The 16,781-nt window shown below is 38.6% G+C and carries 15 protein-coding genes; 9 read left to right on the top strand and 6 right to left on the bottom strand.

The window, feature by feature from the left end:
• Positions 1–42 precede the first annotated feature (42 nt).
• The 4 genes from ACB089_RS24140 (at position 43) to ACB089_RS24125 (ending at position 3,156) form a co-directional block, all read left to right on the top strand.
• On the top strand, positions 43–438 hold the full coding sequence (locus tag ACB089_RS24140) for a GntR family transcriptional regulator (protein ID WP_374964264.1): 396 nt from the start codon (positions 43–45) through the stop codon (positions 436–438).
• A 195-nt stretch (positions 439–633) separates the two neighbouring features.
• A complete protein-coding gene (locus tag ACB089_RS24135) occupies positions 634–1,305 on the top strand; it encodes a response regulator transcription factor (protein ID WP_374964263.1) in 672 nt (223 codons plus the stop codon).
• Positions 1,305–2,675, top strand: coding sequence for a sensor histidine kinase (locus ACB089_RS24130; protein ID WP_374967625.1), 1,371 nt, complete (start codon positions 1,305–1,307; stop codon positions 2,673–2,675). Before ACB089_RS24135 ends, ACB089_RS24130 begins: the two co-directional genes overlap by 1 nt.
• Positions 2,676–2,751: 76 nt before the next feature.
• Positions 2,752–3,156 carry a hypothetical protein gene (locus ACB089_RS24125; protein ID WP_374964261.1) on the top strand — a complete coding sequence of 135 codons (405 nt, stop codon included), beginning with the start codon at positions 2,752–2,754 and terminating at the stop codon, positions 3,154–3,156.
• Between the two features lie 57 nt (positions 3,157–3,213).
• Here the strand turns inward: ACB089_RS24125 and ACB089_RS24120 are convergent, their stop codons facing one another.
• A complete protein-coding gene (locus ACB089_RS24120; protein ID WP_374964259.1) occupies positions 3,214–5,079 on the bottom strand; it encodes an SEL1-like repeat protein in 1,866 nt (621 codons plus the stop codon).
• 338 nt (positions 5,080–5,417) lie between these two features.
• Between ACB089_RS24120 and ACB089_RS24115 the strand changes: the two genes are divergently transcribed.
• The 4 genes from ACB089_RS24115 to ACB089_RS24100 all read left to right on the top strand — a co-directional run bounded on the left by ACB089_RS24115 (position 5,418) and on the right by ACB089_RS24100 (position 9,320).
• A complete protein-coding gene (locus ACB089_RS24115; protein ID WP_374964258.1) occupies positions 5,418–6,125 on the top strand; it encodes a glycosyltransferase family 2 protein in 708 nt (235 codons plus the stop codon).
• Between the two features lie 82 nt (positions 6,126–6,207).
• Positions 6,208–6,468, top strand: coding sequence for a metal-sensitive transcriptional regulator (locus ACB089_RS24110; RefSeq protein ID WP_053993550.1), 261 nt, complete (start codon positions 6,208–6,210; stop codon positions 6,466–6,468).
• Positions 6,469–6,713: 245 nt separating this feature from the next.
• Positions 6,714–7,868 carry a transglutaminase domain-containing protein gene (locus ACB089_RS24105; RefSeq protein ID WP_374964256.1) on the top strand — a complete coding sequence of 385 codons (1,155 nt, stop codon included), beginning with the start codon at positions 6,714–6,716 and terminating at the stop codon, positions 7,866–7,868.
• A gap of 156 nt (positions 7,869–8,024) precedes the next feature.
• Positions 8,025–9,320, top strand: coding sequence for a transglutaminase domain-containing protein (locus tag ACB089_RS24100; protein ID WP_374964254.1), 1,296 nt, complete (start codon positions 8,025–8,027; stop codon positions 9,318–9,320).
• A 320-nt stretch (positions 9,321–9,640) separates the two neighbouring features.
• Here ACB089_RS24100 and ACB089_RS24095 read toward each other — a convergent pair whose 3' ends face one another.
• The 5 genes from ACB089_RS24095 to ACB089_RS24075 all read right to left on the bottom strand — a co-directional run bounded on the left by ACB089_RS24095 (position 9,641) and on the right by ACB089_RS24075 (position 16,170).
• A complete protein-coding gene (locus ACB089_RS24095) occupies positions 9,641–10,588 on the bottom strand; it encodes an N-acetylglucosamine kinase (RefSeq protein WP_374964252.1) in 948 nt (315 codons plus the stop codon).
• On the bottom strand, positions 10,585–12,099 hold the full coding sequence (gene argH / locus ACB089_RS24090) for an argininosuccinate lyase (protein WP_374964251.1): 1,515 nt from the start codon (positions 12,097–12,099) through the stop codon (positions 10,585–10,587). The genes ACB089_RS24095 and argH overlap by 4 nt, the downstream gene beginning before the upstream one ends.
• A 27-nt stretch (positions 12,100–12,126) precedes the next feature.
• Positions 12,127–13,848 (bottom strand): ABC transporter permease, encoded by a 1,722-nt coding sequence (locus ACB089_RS24085; RefSeq protein ID WP_374964250.1) that lies wholly within the window; start codon positions 13,846–13,848, stop codon positions 12,127–12,129.
• Positions 13,849–13,860: 12 nt separating this feature from the next.
• Positions 13,861–14,931, bottom strand: a complete 1,071-nt coding sequence (locus ACB089_RS24080) for an ABC transporter ATP-binding protein (RefSeq protein ID WP_374964249.1) — start codon at positions 14,929–14,931, stop codon at positions 13,861–13,863.
• A 132-nt stretch (positions 14,932–15,063) separates the two neighbouring features.
• Positions 15,064–16,170 (bottom strand): extracellular solute-binding protein, encoded by a 1,107-nt coding sequence (locus ACB089_RS24075; protein WP_374964248.1) that lies wholly within the window; start codon positions 16,168–16,170, stop codon positions 15,064–15,066.
• Between the two features lie 362 nt (positions 16,171–16,532).
• Between ACB089_RS24075 and ACB089_RS24070 the strand changes: the two genes are divergently transcribed.
• Positions 16,533–16,730, top strand: a complete 198-nt coding sequence (locus ACB089_RS24070; RefSeq protein WP_374964247.1) for a hypothetical protein — start codon at positions 16,533–16,535, stop codon at positions 16,728–16,730.
• Positions 16,731–16,781: the final 51 nt, after the last annotated feature.

Here is a 16,781-nt window from a genome sequence, read left to right as displayed (position 1 = left end):
ATTTGTTATATTGGTTATATAACAAATGTGGAGATGATAGGAATGCTTATTAAAATAGAGCCACAATCTGACGTACCCATTTATGAACAGGTAACACGTCAAATTATTGAGGGAATTGCAAGAGGGGATATGCAGTCAGGTGATACTTTGCCATCTGTACGTAATTTAGCAGCTGATTTAGGTGTTAATATGCACACGGTTAATAAAAGCTATCATGAGCTAGAGGAGAAAGGGATCATTACAATCAGAGCCAAATCAGGTGCTATTATTCGATCTACAGAGGAGCGCATCTTAACTCCTGAACAATTACAGCAAATTGAAAAAAATTTAAAGCCTGTTGTGGCAGAAGGAATGGTGCTCGGTGCTACAGTCGAGCAGATTGAGCGCATGATGAAAAAGGTATGTGCTGATTTGCAAATCCCAGTAGAAGGAGTGTAGCAAAATGCTGCTTGGCTTTTTTGCCATTACTTATATTGCTGTTGATTTCTCTCTTTTCGTTATAATATGAATGAAAGTAGATATTAAAAGATCTCCTCATTTCTCGCGGAGCAACGTTCAACGCGAGACTCAACAGATGCTTGCAGATTGTCTGTGGATGGGAGCGAAATTTAATTGGATGGAGGTAAGGCTTGAATGAAAATTCTTGTTGTAGATGATGATGTACATATTTTGCAGCTAGTGAATATTTATCTGACAAGAGAGGGCTATCAGGTGTTACAGGCGGAAAATGGACAACAGGCCCTGCAATTACTTGAAGGAAACTTGCCTGATCTGGCTATTGTGGATGTCATGATGCCAGGAATGGATGGCTTTACATTAACCGAGACATTGAGCCAGGATTATGATATTCCTGTATTGTTATTAACGGCAAAGGGCGAGCTTGAAGACAAGGAACGAGGGTTTTTGGCAGGCTCAGACGACTATGTTGTGAAACCATTCGAGCCTAAAGAATTACTGTTTCGCATAGCTGCCATATTGCGTAGACTAGATAAGAAAAATCAGGTAACAATCCAGGTGGGTAGACTAGTCATCGATCGTCGAAGTTTTGAAGTGATCATTGGGGAAGATACACTTGTTCTGCCTTTAAAGGAATTTGAGCTATTGGCATTACTAGCATCACGCCCGAATCAGGTGTTTACACGTAGTATTATTATGGAACAGGTGTGGGGCTATGATTATGATGGAGATGAGCAGACTTTAAATACGCATGTAAAGAGGATTCGTGAGCGTCTGCATCGTTATGAAACCGGTGTTGAGATTACAACGGTACGTGGAGTGGGTTATAAGCTCGAGGTTAATGCATGATGAAAACGTTATATAGTAAGTTTGTTGTCACGACTTTGCTCGTTATGATTGGCAGCTTGTGTATCGGTTTTTTAGTAACAAATACTTATTATCATCAAGTTATAAAGGAAAAAAATGATGCTAAAAATGTGAATATTGCGCAGGATATTACGAAATACATCGAGACAGCAAAGCCTGACGATTTAGATAATTATTTTACAACTCTCGGCGAAATTGGTTATCAAATTTATGTAACAGCTGGTGATGAAGGGGAATTTTACGGTGGTAAATATCGCGATAAAACACTGTCATCTAATACTGTTGATCGTGTTTTAGAAGGGGAAATTTATCATGGTATGCGTGATTTTCCAAAAGAGACTTTTATGACAGGCTTTTTTGCGAATGAGCTAATTAATACGATAGGTGTACCATTTACATATGAAAATAAGCATTATGCACTGTTTATCAGGCCTGATATTCGCCTGTTATTCTCTGAGGTGCATACGATACTTGGTGGGCTTATTCTTGTGATGGCAGTACTTAGTCTATTGGCAATGCTACTTTTTGCAAAAGCATTAATTCGCCCTATTACACAGCTAACAGAGGCAACACATCAGCTTGCACATGAAAAGTTCGATACGTTACTGGATATAGATCGAGCAGATGAGATTGGACAATTAGCAGTTAGCTTTAATGTCATGACGGAAAAATTACAGGAAAATGATCGAATACGTAAAGAGTTTATTAGTAATGTATCCCATGATTTTCAGTCGCCGTTGTTGAATATTCAAGGCTATGTTGATTTGTTAAAGAATCCCTTGCTGACTGACAAGGAAAGGCAGGAATATACGACAATTATTGAGCTAGAAACGAAGCGTCTGTCGACATTAACGAAGCAATTACTTTTACTAACGTCACTCGATCAATCTACAAGGTTATTAAGGTGTGAACCTTATCGTTTAGATGAGCAGTTGAAGGAAACGGTTAGAAAATATCGCTGGCAACTTGAAGATGCAGATGTACAATTATCGTATCAGCTTGAACCAGTAACATATGATGGTGATGCGGGTCTATTACAAAATGTTTGGGATAATTTATTGACGAATGCCATTAAATATAATGTTGAAGGTGGAGAAATTCATGTACACTTACAAGAATCCTCAACCTCTGTGGAAGTACTCGTCGAGGATAGCGGTATAGGGATGACTGCTGATCAATTACAAAAGGTATATGATCGCTTTTATCGCGCGGATGCCTCTAGAACAAAGCAAGGGACTGGGCTTGGACTGGCCATCGTAAAGCAAATTGCTGAGTTACATGGAGGAACGGTTCAAATGGAAAGTGTTATTAATCCGGGTACGAAGGTTCGTATCACCTTACCAAAACTGTAATGAGGAGTTCATGTAAAGTTCATGTTCACACGATAGACTACTGAATAAGTTGAAAAAGCTTAGGAGGAGTTAACGTATGGAACAAAAATGGAGTTTACGCCTTATTCGTCTTGCTGCGATTTTTGCCTTATTTGGTACGTATCTAGGTTCACATATGTCTGGTACTGGTAGTTATGAATATAGACCGATACATGCACACATTTTATTAGTTGGCTGGTTAAGCATGTTTGCATGGGGCATTTTCTATCGTGCCTTCAAAGTTAAATCACAAAAATTAGTAGCGGCACATGGTTGGACAGCAATTCTTGGTGTTTTTGGCTTAACAATAGGCATGTGGTTCTACAATATAAATCCATTTAATTTTAGTAATACATTTACATTGATTTTCTTTATCGTAGGTGGGACAACGCTATTAATCAGCTTTGCTTTATTTATCTTTGTAACATTTATGGTAGATCAAAAAGAAAAAATGCAAAAATAATGATAATCCCGTGTCACGATCGTTAGAAGGTGACACGGGATATTTTTTTTGGAAAAACTATTCTATTTTTTCAAGAGACTTCTTAAGCCATTTTGTTGCCTCCGTATAATCCTGTGCAACACCTTGTCCTTTTTTGTAAAGCATACCAAGCTGGAATTGAGCCTTTTGATGTCCCTGATAAGCTGCTAATCGATACAGTTGGGCTGCCTTCGCAAAATCCTTTGGCACACCTTGTCCTTGGCTGTGCATTTGAGCTAATTGGTACTGTGCTTTGGCATGTCCTTTTGCTGCAGCTTGTTCAATCCATTTTGCGGCTTCTGTGTAATCCTGTTTGACACCTTTTCCCTTATCAAATAAATTACCGAGCTGATATTGAGCGCCTGCATGTCCTTGGATGGCTGCAAGTCGATAGCAGCGCCGTGCCTCTTCTAAGTCCTGGGCGATACCCAATCCTTGTTCATATAACAACCCCAATTGATATTCTGCGTTAATATGAGATTGATCGGTAGCGGCTCTCCACCATTTCACCGCTTCTACATAATTCAATTCAGTTGCATATAATAATGCGAGTTCGTACTGAGCGTCAGCATAGCCCTTTTCAGCAGACGCTTTAAAAAAGGGTAAAGCTTTGTTAGGTTGCTGAAGTTGATATACATAGATGCATCCAAGCTCAAAGCCTGCACTGATATGTCCTTGGTGAGCAGCAAGCTGTAACCAATCTTCAGCTAAAGCTATATCATTTTCTTTGACATAAAGGACACCGAGACAGTATTGAGCATTTAAGTGTCCTTTATGCGCAGCGAGCTTAAACCATTTAATAGCCTCTACGCGATCCTGAGGTATACCTTGACCAGTGTTATATAGCATCGCCAATTGAAATTCAGCATTTGTATGGTCCTGAAGTGCAGCTAAGTGAAACCACCTCGCAGCCTCTTCAAAATTTTGCGTGATACCACGACCTTTAAGATACAAATAGCCAAGATTATACTGAGCACTTGCATCGCCCGCTAATGCAGCCATTTCAAAATAGGTTATAGCTTCCTCATAGCTTTGCTTGACACCAGTTCCATTGTGATAAAGGAAGCCAAGATTATTTTGAGCACTTGTATTCCCTTGATTGGCCGCTAGAATATACCACTTCGCTGCCTCGGCAAAGTTCGGTGTCATGCCAAGCCCTTGATTGTATAGAACGCCTAAATTATACTGTGCATCTGCATTTCCTAAATCTGCAGCCTCTTTATAATAACGAGCTGCTTCTTCATAATTTTGTATTACACCATGTCCTAAATGATAGAGCACGCCTAAGCTATAAAGTGCGTTTGCGTCATTGTGCGAAGCGGCGCGTTCATACCACATTTTTGCTTTCGCATAATTTTTCTTTACACCGCGGCCCTGGTTATAGAGAGCGCCTAAATTATATTGAGCACTTGCATTCCCTTGTTTTGCGGCAATCTCAAACCAACTTGCTGCATTTTTATAGGCCTCGGGTGACTGGTCATCTTGAAGCCATGTATTTAAATTAAACGTTGAAGTTATATCTTCAAAGGGGGCTATGTGAATCATTTTTTCCTTTATGCTACGGTCATAGCGGTCAATAAACCATTCTACAATATCACTTATATAATCAAGAACAATTTTTGCCGCCTTTGCCTCCACGATTTCACTACTATTATTAGAAGTCATTTTGTTTGCAAGATTCATTAATAGATAAATGCGACGTGGATGAATTTTTGCAACAAAGCTGCGATTATTGAGTAATGATCGGGTATTTTTTAGCTTTGGTTCGGTATGCATTTCCAGCTTATAGAGCTCATATAAAATTTCCTCCAGTACAAGGAGTGATTTTTGTAGAGATATAGTTGGCTTTGAGATGGCGAGCGAGCTAGCATCCTGAAAATTTTTAGCCATTTTAACGAAGGACAAAGCTTTTAATTTCTTGCAGTGATCTTGGGAAATTTCATATTGAATGACGATAGGGACTCACCTCTTTCGTAAAAATCCTCTTTTTTCATATATCGGGAAAATATTTATATTATTGATGTGTTTAACTTATTTCAGCAAATGTCTTTTGAGGGCAGGTACAGAAGTCTCCCCCTCGTCGCTACGTTAGCACTGTGCATCTGGACATAATGATGCAGAGGGATCATTGGTTTGGAGTCATCGGTTGAATTGTCCTTTTTACATGATACTATTTTGTATAAGGATATTCGTTGAAATTCGAAGTAGCTATTGCTAAGAAAGTCATTCGGAGGATAGAAATAATGAAGAATATTGCAGCAATCATTCCAGCATTTAATCCACAACAATCACTTATAACTTATGTACATCAACTATTAGCAACTACGATTACACAGATTATTATTGTCAATGATGGTAGCGATGAAAAATATGCAGGCATTTTTGAAGAGTTAAAGAAAATTGACAGCTGCAAAGTGTTAGAGCATGACCGTAATATTGGAAAAGGTGGGGCACTCAAGACTGCATTTACTTATCTATGGTCGCAAAGGGGTTTGTGCCAGGGGGTGATTACAGTAGGGGCCCATAGTCAACATACATTACAAGATGTGAAATTAGTATTAACCATGACGAAGGTATTTTCTGAAGGGATTGTGCTAGGGGTACGTAACTTCCATTCTTCCGACAGCACTCTTTTATCATACTGGGGCAATCGTGTAACAAGCTTGTTTTTTGAACTCCTTTATCATAGAAAACTAATGGATACACAAACAGGCTTACGATTTATCTCTATAAAAGAGCTACCATGGCTGCTAAAAGTAAAAGGTGAACGATATGACTATGACACAAATATGTTAGTTGCTGCACTTAAAAGAAAGTGTCCAATTTTTGAAGTAGAGATAGGTCAGATACGAATAAAGAAAAATACAGTGATCCAGTATGATGAAATAACCAATGCTAGGTCAATTATTGCTAAAATGCTTATGAACTATTTAAAACCAAGGAATAGGTAGGTTTAATTTTGAAATAATGTGCTAGGATAAAGAATAATAATTACTCAAGAACGTAGCGAGTATGAAAAAAGGAGCAATGATGATGGAATATTCAGATCAAGTGAAAAATCGTGTGAAACGGATGGAAGGCCAGCTACGTGGAATTTTGAAAATGATGGAAGAAGGAAAGGATTGTAAGGCAGTCATTACTCAATTATCGGCAGTACGCTCAGCAGTAGATCGTACAGTAGGTGTAATTGTCAGTACGAATCTTTTAGAATGTGTACAAAATGCTGAAGGTGACGGCGAGAAAATGAATGAAGCTATTCAAGAGGCAGTCAATTTAGTAGTAAAAAGTCGTTAACATAAAGAAAAGCCAGCTTATGTAGAAAAGGCCATTCATAGATAGAAAACTCACTAAACAGGTGGGTTTTTATTTTTTTTTGCAAAAATCGATACTTATATTTTATTTAAGGGAGTTTTGACCTATTCATAAAAATTAACAATGTGGTTAAAAGTCATAGTTAGTGAACTTGTACGATAGATTTGTAGTTACTTTCTCTGTTATTCTTGATTACAAGGATATAACAAACGGGAAGGTGATTTATTATGAAAAAATGGTTGATAAGCGGTGCAGCATTACTGATGTTGAGTCCAACAGCAGCTTATGCTCAAAATACGGACACTCATCCAGTACATACTTCCTCAGTTATTGCTCATAACGTAGTAGCCAATACCAAAGTAACAACTTGGGATCAATTCACAACAGAAATCGTAAAGCAATTAAATAATTTCGAATCGGAAATTAAAATTACATATAGCGGACCAATGACTGATTTCAATAAAAAAATGAAGGAGTCATTCGAAAAAGCTCAAGAGCAGGCGGTCTATGCGAGTGGTCACATGGAAAGTACTACTATTTCTGCAGATTCAGCAGGCAATGTAACATTTAAAATGAAATATTTCACAGACCAAACGCAAGAAGCGGCCGTACAAAAAAAGATTGATCAAGTATTAAAAACAATTATTAAACCTTCAATGACAGAGTTCGAAAAAGTAAAAGCGATTAATGATTATATTGTTTCAAATACAGCATATAGTACTAAAACAAATGCTAGCCCTCATGGTGCATATGCATTGCTGATGGAGGGACAAGCTGTATGTCAAGGCTACGCGTTAACAGCCTATAAAATGTTGGAACAAGCGGGACTCGAAACAAAGTATGTTGTAGGTTATGTTGATGGTAACCAAGCACATGCATGGAATTTAGTGAAGGTTAATGGTCAATGGTACCATTTAGATACAACATGGAATGATCCATTACCAAATCGTTTAGGTGCCTCTTCGTACGATTATTTTTTAGTACCGGATGCACAGCTTAAGAAAGATCATACATGGATCGCTTCAGATTATCCTGCTGCAACAAGTACAACATATAACTATATGCAAAATGTTCATTTCGCTTATCAAGTAAATAATACATTGTACTTTAGTAATACAGCGGATAACGATAAATTGTATAAGCTTGATTTAACAAACGGTAAGAAAACAAAAGTTATTGATAAACGTGCCTTGTATATTACAGGAGCGAACAACAATTTATATTTCAGTGATTACAGTAACGGTGGTTACTTAACAAAATTAAATCTTCAGACGTTAAAAACTGAGGTGCTTGTGAAGCAATCAGTGGCTGACTTAAGCATTAGTAATAATTATTTAAATTATTATGTTAATGCAAAAGAACAAAAGCTTAAAGTAAACTAAGCTTCTATGTAAACAGGTCGCCGCTTGCGGATGCGACCACACCCTACAAATATCTTTATCTATTTATAAAATGAAAGCACAAAAGGACTTCCAAGTGAGTTCTTTGTGCTTTTTTTGTATATAATGAAAACAGGAAAACAGTCGGAGGTGAGCATTTTGTGGAAAAAATTAGCCATTATCGTAATAATCGTAATTTTTATTGACCCTATCTATACAGCTGGTAAAGCAGTTGTACAACAAGTGATCACTTGGGCAAATAATGATGAAGTAGAAACGATGCTTCTCTCAACGAAGGAAAAAATTATAGATGCTACTGCTAAGCTTTCAGAGAATGCCTCAATTGAAACGGCCACACCTATAGAAGAAAAGCCAGAAGAAGGGGTAGCTGTTACAGCTTCAACTTCCAAAACACCTGAAGCAAAGTTAGTTGTCACGAATGCAAAGGAAATGGCTGATGCGATGTATGCGTACTACAGTAGTTTTTCACCTACGTTTGAGATTCAATATAAAGGCAATACACAGCGGATTGAGCAGATAGTGGAAGAAGCCTATGAAAATGCTATAAAGCGAGATGACTATGTATATGGGCATATTAGCAAACATTCTATTCGTTTTGAATATGGAGGGAAAACAGCTACCATCTTTGGTGAGCAAAGTTATTTAATGACACCAGAACAGGCGGCATCTGTTGAAATGAACGTTCAAGAGATTATAGCCTCTATCAATAAAAAATCATTAAGTGATGTAGAGAAGGTTAGGGCTGTCAATGATTATATCGTTGCTACCACCGCCTATACAGAACAAACGAATGCAAGTCCACATAGCGCATATACAGTGCTTACAGAACATGGTGGTGTTTGTCAGGGCTATGCATTGTTAGCGCATACGATGTTGCAAAAGCTAGGGATAGAAACAAAATATATAGTAGGCTATGTCGGACAGCAAGGACATGCTTGGAATTTAGTAAAGTTGGACAATCAATGGTATCATCTCGATACTACATGGAATGATCCAGTACCTGATCGTAAAGGATCGATACGCTATCAATATTTTTTAGTGGATGATCGAACGATGGCAAAAGATCATACGTGGATTGCTGAAGACTACCCAAAAGCCACGGGTACAACGTATAACTACTTTCACGATGTAGATTTCCCTGCACAAGTAGGACAGCAAATATTTTATAGCAATATTTCTGATGATAATAAATTGTACGTGCTTGATTTGAAAACAGGTAAATCGAAGCGTGTTTCCCATTCGCGTGCACAATATATCGTTTATGCAGATGGTTGGTTATATTTTAGTAATTATTCAAGCGGAGCGTATTTAACGAAAATTCGCCCGGATGGAAGCGGGGAGCAAATATTAAATCGTGAAGATACGAAGGATTTATTTGTGAAGGATGGCTATCTATATTTCACGACAAATGAACTGAAAAAAATGGCACTTTAACGTGATCAACGAAAATAATTAATATGCCAAAAATAAAGAGTCTATAACTTTGCGATTAAATAAAGAATGACTCTTCTGCAAAACGAGGGGTTGATTTCCGTTCCGACTGGGCGCTTTCCTGGGGGCGTCCGATGAGCCGCTTCACTCGCGATGCTCGCTGCAGGGTCTCATCTGTGACGCTAATCCCCAAGGAGTCGCCCAGTCTCCACTCCAATCAACCACTTCACATAACGTGATCTTTTGGCATGTCACTCATATACTATAGACACCTTAATTTTATTGAACATAATAGTTTCCTACAACATGAAAAGCCTATGACATTACAGACTGTCATAGGCCCTTTTTGTGCGCTCTATAAGATAATAGATCGGTTGGTGCTGACATAAGGAAACTTTTATTTGCGGATACATCGATTTCATTTCCTGGGAAAAAATTTTAAAAATTAATGGATTATGCTTAATGGCACCACCATTACAATAAAGGTTAAATACGTCTCCTTGATAGCTAATTTTTTTCAACAAGGCGCTAGCAAGGAGCACTAATTCATGGACAGCACGTATCGATATTTGAATGGCGCATGAATCCTTTTTGGTCACGGCATCTGCCAAAAAGGCCCCCATTTTGGCAAGCTGTGCATTCGTGTAAGATGGGTGGAACAGCCAGGCAACTAACTCCGTAACATCGTGGATACATAAGTAATCATAGACAGCATCTTTTAAAAGGGTTGGCTCACCACGCCCGTCTTCCATTCGGAAAATGGCGCGGATAACCTCTTGCCCTAACCAATAGCCACTACCTTCATCTCCGGCACGATGCCCCCAGCCACCTGCACGTACTATTTGCGAGCCATCAAATGCGTAAGCAATAGCTCCTGTTCCAGCTATGAGTAAAGCGCCTGCCTGTCCAGCAGTAACACCTAATAAAGTAGCTTGTGCGTCATTTTCAATAATAAGCGTTGTTATTTTAAGTTGTAATGCCGATAGCGCTTTATGAACAATGGCAGACACCATTTCATGATCTTTAGAAGAATCAATGCCAGCCATTGCAAAGGTAGCTACAGCAATTTGAGAGACGGCCTGACTTTGCAAAAACTGCTGTACATGTATTAAAAGCTCTTGCAATATTGCCGTAGCAGATTCAGCGCCAATAGCTTGATAGTTCGAGCCACCTGTTGATTTAGTATATTTTATTTCACCCGACTCGGCATGTACGACCGCACATGCCGTTTTTGTAGCACCACCGTCAATAATAAGTAGCCATTCCATCATTGATTCCATTCCTCGATAAATACTGTTAATTGCTGTTCCGCCTCTATGATCATAGACTCCTTCAAACGAATCCATTCATAAAGGTTATGAGCATTTGCCTTGGAGCGTTCAAGAGATGCCTTCATCGTTTCTGGCGCTGGGCCACCAGGTAACGTTCGGACACCGACAAAAGTCTCTGGCTTTAATGTGTTATAAAAATCCTCTTCAGAAATATTTAATGTTTTACCAGTAATCAATTTGGATTGGGTATTCGCTAGACCCCATGTCAGACTTGCAAGAGATTCCTCACCATGAGAGAGTAGTACCTTTACACACTTACTGACAATACTGTGTGCTTGGCGGAATGAAATCCCTTCAGAGCGCACTAATGTATCGGCAAGCTCCGTTACATTGGCAAAGCTATTCTCTGCACGATTTTTTAGTTTTTTCTTGTTTACATTCATCGTAACGACAAGTGAACCAAATAGCTTGTAAATACCTATTAAACGGTCGATAGCACGCCATAAATAAGGCTGCATATCATCTTCAGTGTCTACGATATCTCCAAACGGTGTATTATGTACCATTTGCAATACTGTACTAGCATCCCCAACAACTGCAGATAGTAATGAACGTGTGTGCTCGATCGAAACGGGATTGCGCTTTTGAGGCATGATAGAGCTAATTTGTACGTATGGACTTGCCAGCGTAAAGGCATTGAATTCCTGTGTAGCCCATAGTAAAAAGTCTTGAGATGTACGACCGAGATTAAGTGCCGCAAGCTGAACAATACTTGCTGCCTCTGCAATATAATCCGCACCAGCAACAGCATCCCACGCATTTTCGATAATATCATCGAATGCCAATAACTCACACATACGCTCTCGACTAATGTTGAAGCCGGTTGTCGTTAATGCTGCTGCTCCCATACTGCTACGATTCACGGTTTTATAGACATGCTGCAAGCGTTCAAAGTCTCGTTCAAGTTGATCGATGACAGCTTTCAAATAATGGGCAAAAGTTGTTGGCTGTGCCTGCTGCGTATGAGTATAGCCAATCATAATCGTATCAACATGCTCCTCAGCCGCTGCGATTAAATCATCCCGTAATGTCAGTAATTCTCGCATGAGCAATAACAATTTTTTTCTTAAAGTCATACGATAGATGGCAATGCCCATATCATTGCGACTTCTACCAATGTGAAGATTCCCAGCAACATCTCCAGCAAGCTCTATTAATTTATTTTCGATACGGAAAAATAAATCCTCATATCGCGGGTTGTAATCCTCTATACGGTAATAGTTCAAGTCTAGTTTTTTTAGTGCAATACCGATTTGTTTGACTTCTTCTTTTTTTACAAGTCCTTGTTCTTCTAACATTTTTAAGTGTGCAATATTGATTTGTAGCATGATTGTTAAAAAATTCTTCTTGGCTTCTTCATAAGCTGGCTGTAAGACAATTTTGCGATAAATATTAGAAGGGAAAATCATCCCATCTTCTTGCTGTGTTTTGTTGCGGAAATCTTCAAACATAGTAATTGCCTCCTAGTAAATTAGCAGTTATATGGCCGAACCAGCACTGCCTTTAGATAACTTCTCGGAAATAATAAGTACAATTAAAATTAAACAAATTTGTAAGACGCCATATGCACAAGCAGTTCCAAATTTAAACGCATACAATTTTTGAAATATCGCCACAGATAATGGGATAGTTGACGTACTGTAAATAAGAATTGACGCTACGAATTCACCGAAGCTTTGAACAAGTGCTAGTAACGTACCTGCCAAAATGCCCGTAAATGTAAGTGGTAAGACAATCCGTCTAAATGAATACCACCAAGTTGCACCTAAGCTTCGTGATGCTTCTTCGATAGACTGATCTAATTGCACAAGAGATGCCGATGTAGACCGGAAAACGAGCGGTAAATGTCTAATGAAATAGGCTAATGGCAAAATCCAGAACGTCCCGATCAGAACCTGATTAAAGGCGAATATATTTTCCGTACTAAAAGCAGCAATCAAATTGACAGCTACAACTGTTCCTGGTAACGCCCAAGGAACCATAATTAAAATATCGAGCAATGTCTTGCCTTTAAAATTTAAACGTACCATCGCATAGGCTGCTGCGACACCGAATAGGATATTGCCGAGTGTTGCAACGATCCCCATTTGAATGGAGTTCCAAATAGGTCGCCATGTTCGCTCATCCGTAAAGAGCGCTACATAATGATCCAGTGTATAGTCGGTTGGCAAGATTTGTGTTTTCCATGCACCATCTACTGAAAATGAAATTAAGATAAGAACTAAAATCGGCAAAATTAAAATTAATGTACCTATAAAAGACGCGATAGTCGCAATCATCTTCATTCCTTTTGAAGAAACTTCAGATCGATGAACACTAATACCTTTGCTTAAATTTTGATAGTTTCGGCGGTTTTGATACCAACGCATAATAATTAAAAAAGTAATAGACACAAAGGATAGAATCATAGATTGTGTCGCTGCCATATCTAAATTCCCGTTCGTACGTGATAAATAGATTTGCATCGTCATCGTACGTTCGACACCGAACATTAAAGGTGCTGTATAGGAGGCCATGGATATCATAAATACGAGTAAGGATGAGGCGACAATTGAGGGTGTTAACATGGGCAAAATAACCTTTGTCCATACTCGAATACGCCCCGCACCTAGACTAGTTGCCGCCTCCTCTAGAGCTGGATCTAACCCCTTTATAGCAGCGGAGGCAGTCAAATAGAAGTAAGTGTACATCGTGAATGTATGGACAACAATAACGCCCCAGATGCCTTTTAATGAAAAGGGCACTTCATGTAAGCCGAATAGGTGTTGAAGCGCACGTGGAAATATACCGCTTTCCCCATATAAGAATGTAAAAGAAAGTACACCTACTAATGGCGGAAGAGCCATAGGTACCAAAACTAAAATAGAGAGTACGCGTCTACCTGGAAAATCGTAACGCTCGAGTAAGAATGCCATGGTAACCCCAACGATTGCACAGCAAATAACACTAATAACGGATATATATAAACTAGTCCATAATGCCTCTATATTTGCGGGGCTAGCAAAATTAAAAAACTGTTTATAATTAGTTAGCGCATCATCACTAGAAAAGCTTTCTATAAAAGTTTGATAGAACGGGTATACCACATAGGCAAACAACACTAAAAATAAAGGTGCAACTAATATATACACAAACCAATTTGAGCTTGTTAGTCGTGTCCATGCATTTCCTTCAGAAGGTTTGAGTTGTGTTTTTTCCATGTTGTTACCCTCCTATTCCCCTAAAAAATACAGTGAATCTTGGGCTATAGTTAAAGTGATTTCTTCACCAATTTTTTTTAACTGACCGTTCATGTTGATAATCATTACTTTTAGTGAAAAATCTAGACATTCCACCATGTAGTTCACACTAATCCCTGTAAATTCCACAAAAGTGATTTTACCTGTTAATGTGTTTTCACCAGTACCTTGATGGATCGATTCAGGACGAATAGAAATAAACACTTTGTCTCCAATCATATGCGTTAAAGTGGGGGAGCTTTGTTGCTTTTGCCCAGTAAGAACAAGTCCACTTGCTGTTTTTACTTGTATATCGTTACCATTGACGGCGTCGATGGTCGCTTCCAGTAGGTTTGTCTCGCCAATAAAATCTGCTACGAAGCGGTTTGAAGGCCGATTATAAATCTCTTGTGGAGTACCGATTTGTCTGACGTTCCCATTTTCCATGACCATAATACGATCTGACATAGACATCGCTTCCATTTGATCATGTGTAACATAAATGGTTGTGACACCGAGTTCAGATTGAATACGTTTTATTTCAATCCGCGTTTCTTCACGTAATTTTGCATCTAAATTTGATAATGGCTCGTCGAGTAATAAAATATCAGGCTCAATGACTAGTGCTCTTGCCAATGCAACCCGTTGCTGCTGCCCACCAGATAATTCATTTATTTTCCGATTGCCATATTGCGATAAATGTACAAGCCCTCTAATGCGGTCAACCTTTTGCTTAATTTCCGCCTTTGAAAATTTTCGTACTTGTAAGCCAAAGGCGATATTTTCGTCTACTGTCATATGAGGAAAAAGAGCGTAATTTTGAAACACCATACCGATATTCCGTTTATTGGGCTGAAGTCTTGTCACGTCTCCATCATCAAAAAATATTTTCCCTTCTGAAGGGTAATAGAAGCCTGCAATCATTCTCAACGTTGTTGTTTTGCCACAACCACTCGGGCCAAGAAACGTAAAAAACTCACCAGCTTGAATATGAAGATTTAAACCTTTTACACCATACACTTGACCAAATTGCTTAGAGACATTTTCTATTTTGACACTTTTCAAATGCAATGCTCCTTTCTCGCAGAAAACTGGTTGCATGAAGCCTCGAGCAAAAACTACCCGAGGCTTAAAATCATGAACAATATTCAATAGATCGCTTTACGATGTTAGAGCCAGTGGACAGTTAGGAATTGGTCACTTTTTCCCGCGGCCTTTAATATTGTTATCCCAATGCTCCATCCACTCGGCTTCTTTTTCAGACATGAGCTGCCAATCTATATCAAACGTTTTTAAATCTAATTCTTGATACCACTCAGGCATTACGGCTTTATCGATATCTGAGCGAGTAGGAATTTGATAGTATTCATTTGCTAATTGCGTTACCATTCCTTTTTCGAATAAGAATTCTACGAAGAGCTTTGCATTTTCTATATTCTTGGCATTGTTTACAACAGCTACACCGTCAACTAAAATAGGTGCACCACTTTTCGGATAGATGTAATCAAACGGATAATCAGTCGTATATTTCTTTAATAAAATATCTTGTAAATTCCATAAAGAAACGCTGCCTTCTTGTCGTGTCATCTTTAAATAAAGTGCATTTGGATCTTGTGTATATTCTTTCGTGTTGGCATCTAATTTTAATAACCAATCGTAACCCTTCTCAGGTGTATCTGCGCCTTGACGTACAATCATCGATGAATAAATAGTACGCATCGTACCAGAAGCTAACACACCACGAATTAAAATTTGATCCTTCCATTTTGGATCTAATAAATCATCCCAATCTTGTGGACCCGTTTCTTTCGTTAATAAATCACTGTTAATCATAATCACTTCGGGCAGTAGCATTTCCCCGAACCAACGACCATCTGCATCCTTATGCGCCGCATCAATGGAGTCGATAAAACTAGGCTTCCAAGAATGCAGTAAATCTTCATCGGCACCGACAATTAGTGCGGATTGCGTACCGCCCCACCAAAAATCAGCCTGAGGATTTGCTTTTTCACCACGTAGGCGTTCTAAAATTTGCTGTGCGCCCATCGTTAAAAACTCCACTTCAATGTCCGGGTACTTTTCATTAAACTGATCGATTACCTTTTGCACCATTGCTTCATCACGCCCCGTATAGATCACAAGCTTTCCTGATGGTGTAGCTGCTACATCTGTCTTTTCAGAATCGGACGTTTTGTCGTTAGCAGTTGCATCTTTTTTAGAGTCCTTGTTGTTATCACTACTACAAGCAGCCAAGACAAGAAGCATCAGTACAAGGACAAAACCGAAGATACGTGTTTTTTGCATAATCTTCCTCCTTCCTAATAGTGAAAAACTTACATATAGCAGTATAATCCGTAGACCTTACATTAATGTTAGAATAATCGAAAAAATATAATGCTGTGCTCGAATACTAAGAGAATAATAGGTATCGACGACATTGGCGAAAAATGAAAAAAGCCCCTTTAAAAAAGAAGTTCTTCAAGATTAAATGTAAACTCGTCAATTTGAAAATTTCAGTAAAATTGGTTATCAAAATATGTCCAAAAGCAAACAAATATTGATTTTAATAGTTTTGAAATGCATGCTACCGTTTGAATAATAGCTAAAATAAGGAGGTTCTAACAATGCCATCCCAAAACTAGGGTGATGATCAAGGGGGCTTTAATATGAGTCGTAAAGCTTTGAAGATTTTCACAGCTTTAACGATGATGTTGGGAGTGGTTTTGGGAAGTATGGAAAGATCTTTTGCGCAAGATTTGCAGGAACAAGAGATCTTCGAGACGGATGTAGATATTAGGAGTAACACGTGCACAATTTACGGCGTTTATGTATCGGGCGCTTGTTTTATAATTACAGAATGCTAAAAAAGGGGATGTATCAAAAAAAATGATACATCCCCTTTTTACTTTAGATTA

It is taken from the genome of Lysinibacillus sp. RS10 (assembly GCF_041956855.1).
Classification (GTDB): domain Bacteria; phylum Bacillota; class Bacilli; order Bacillales_A; family Planococcaceae; genus Lysinibacillus; species Lysinibacillus xylanilyticus_A.
This window is presented reverse-complemented; position numbering and strand designations above follow the sequence as displayed.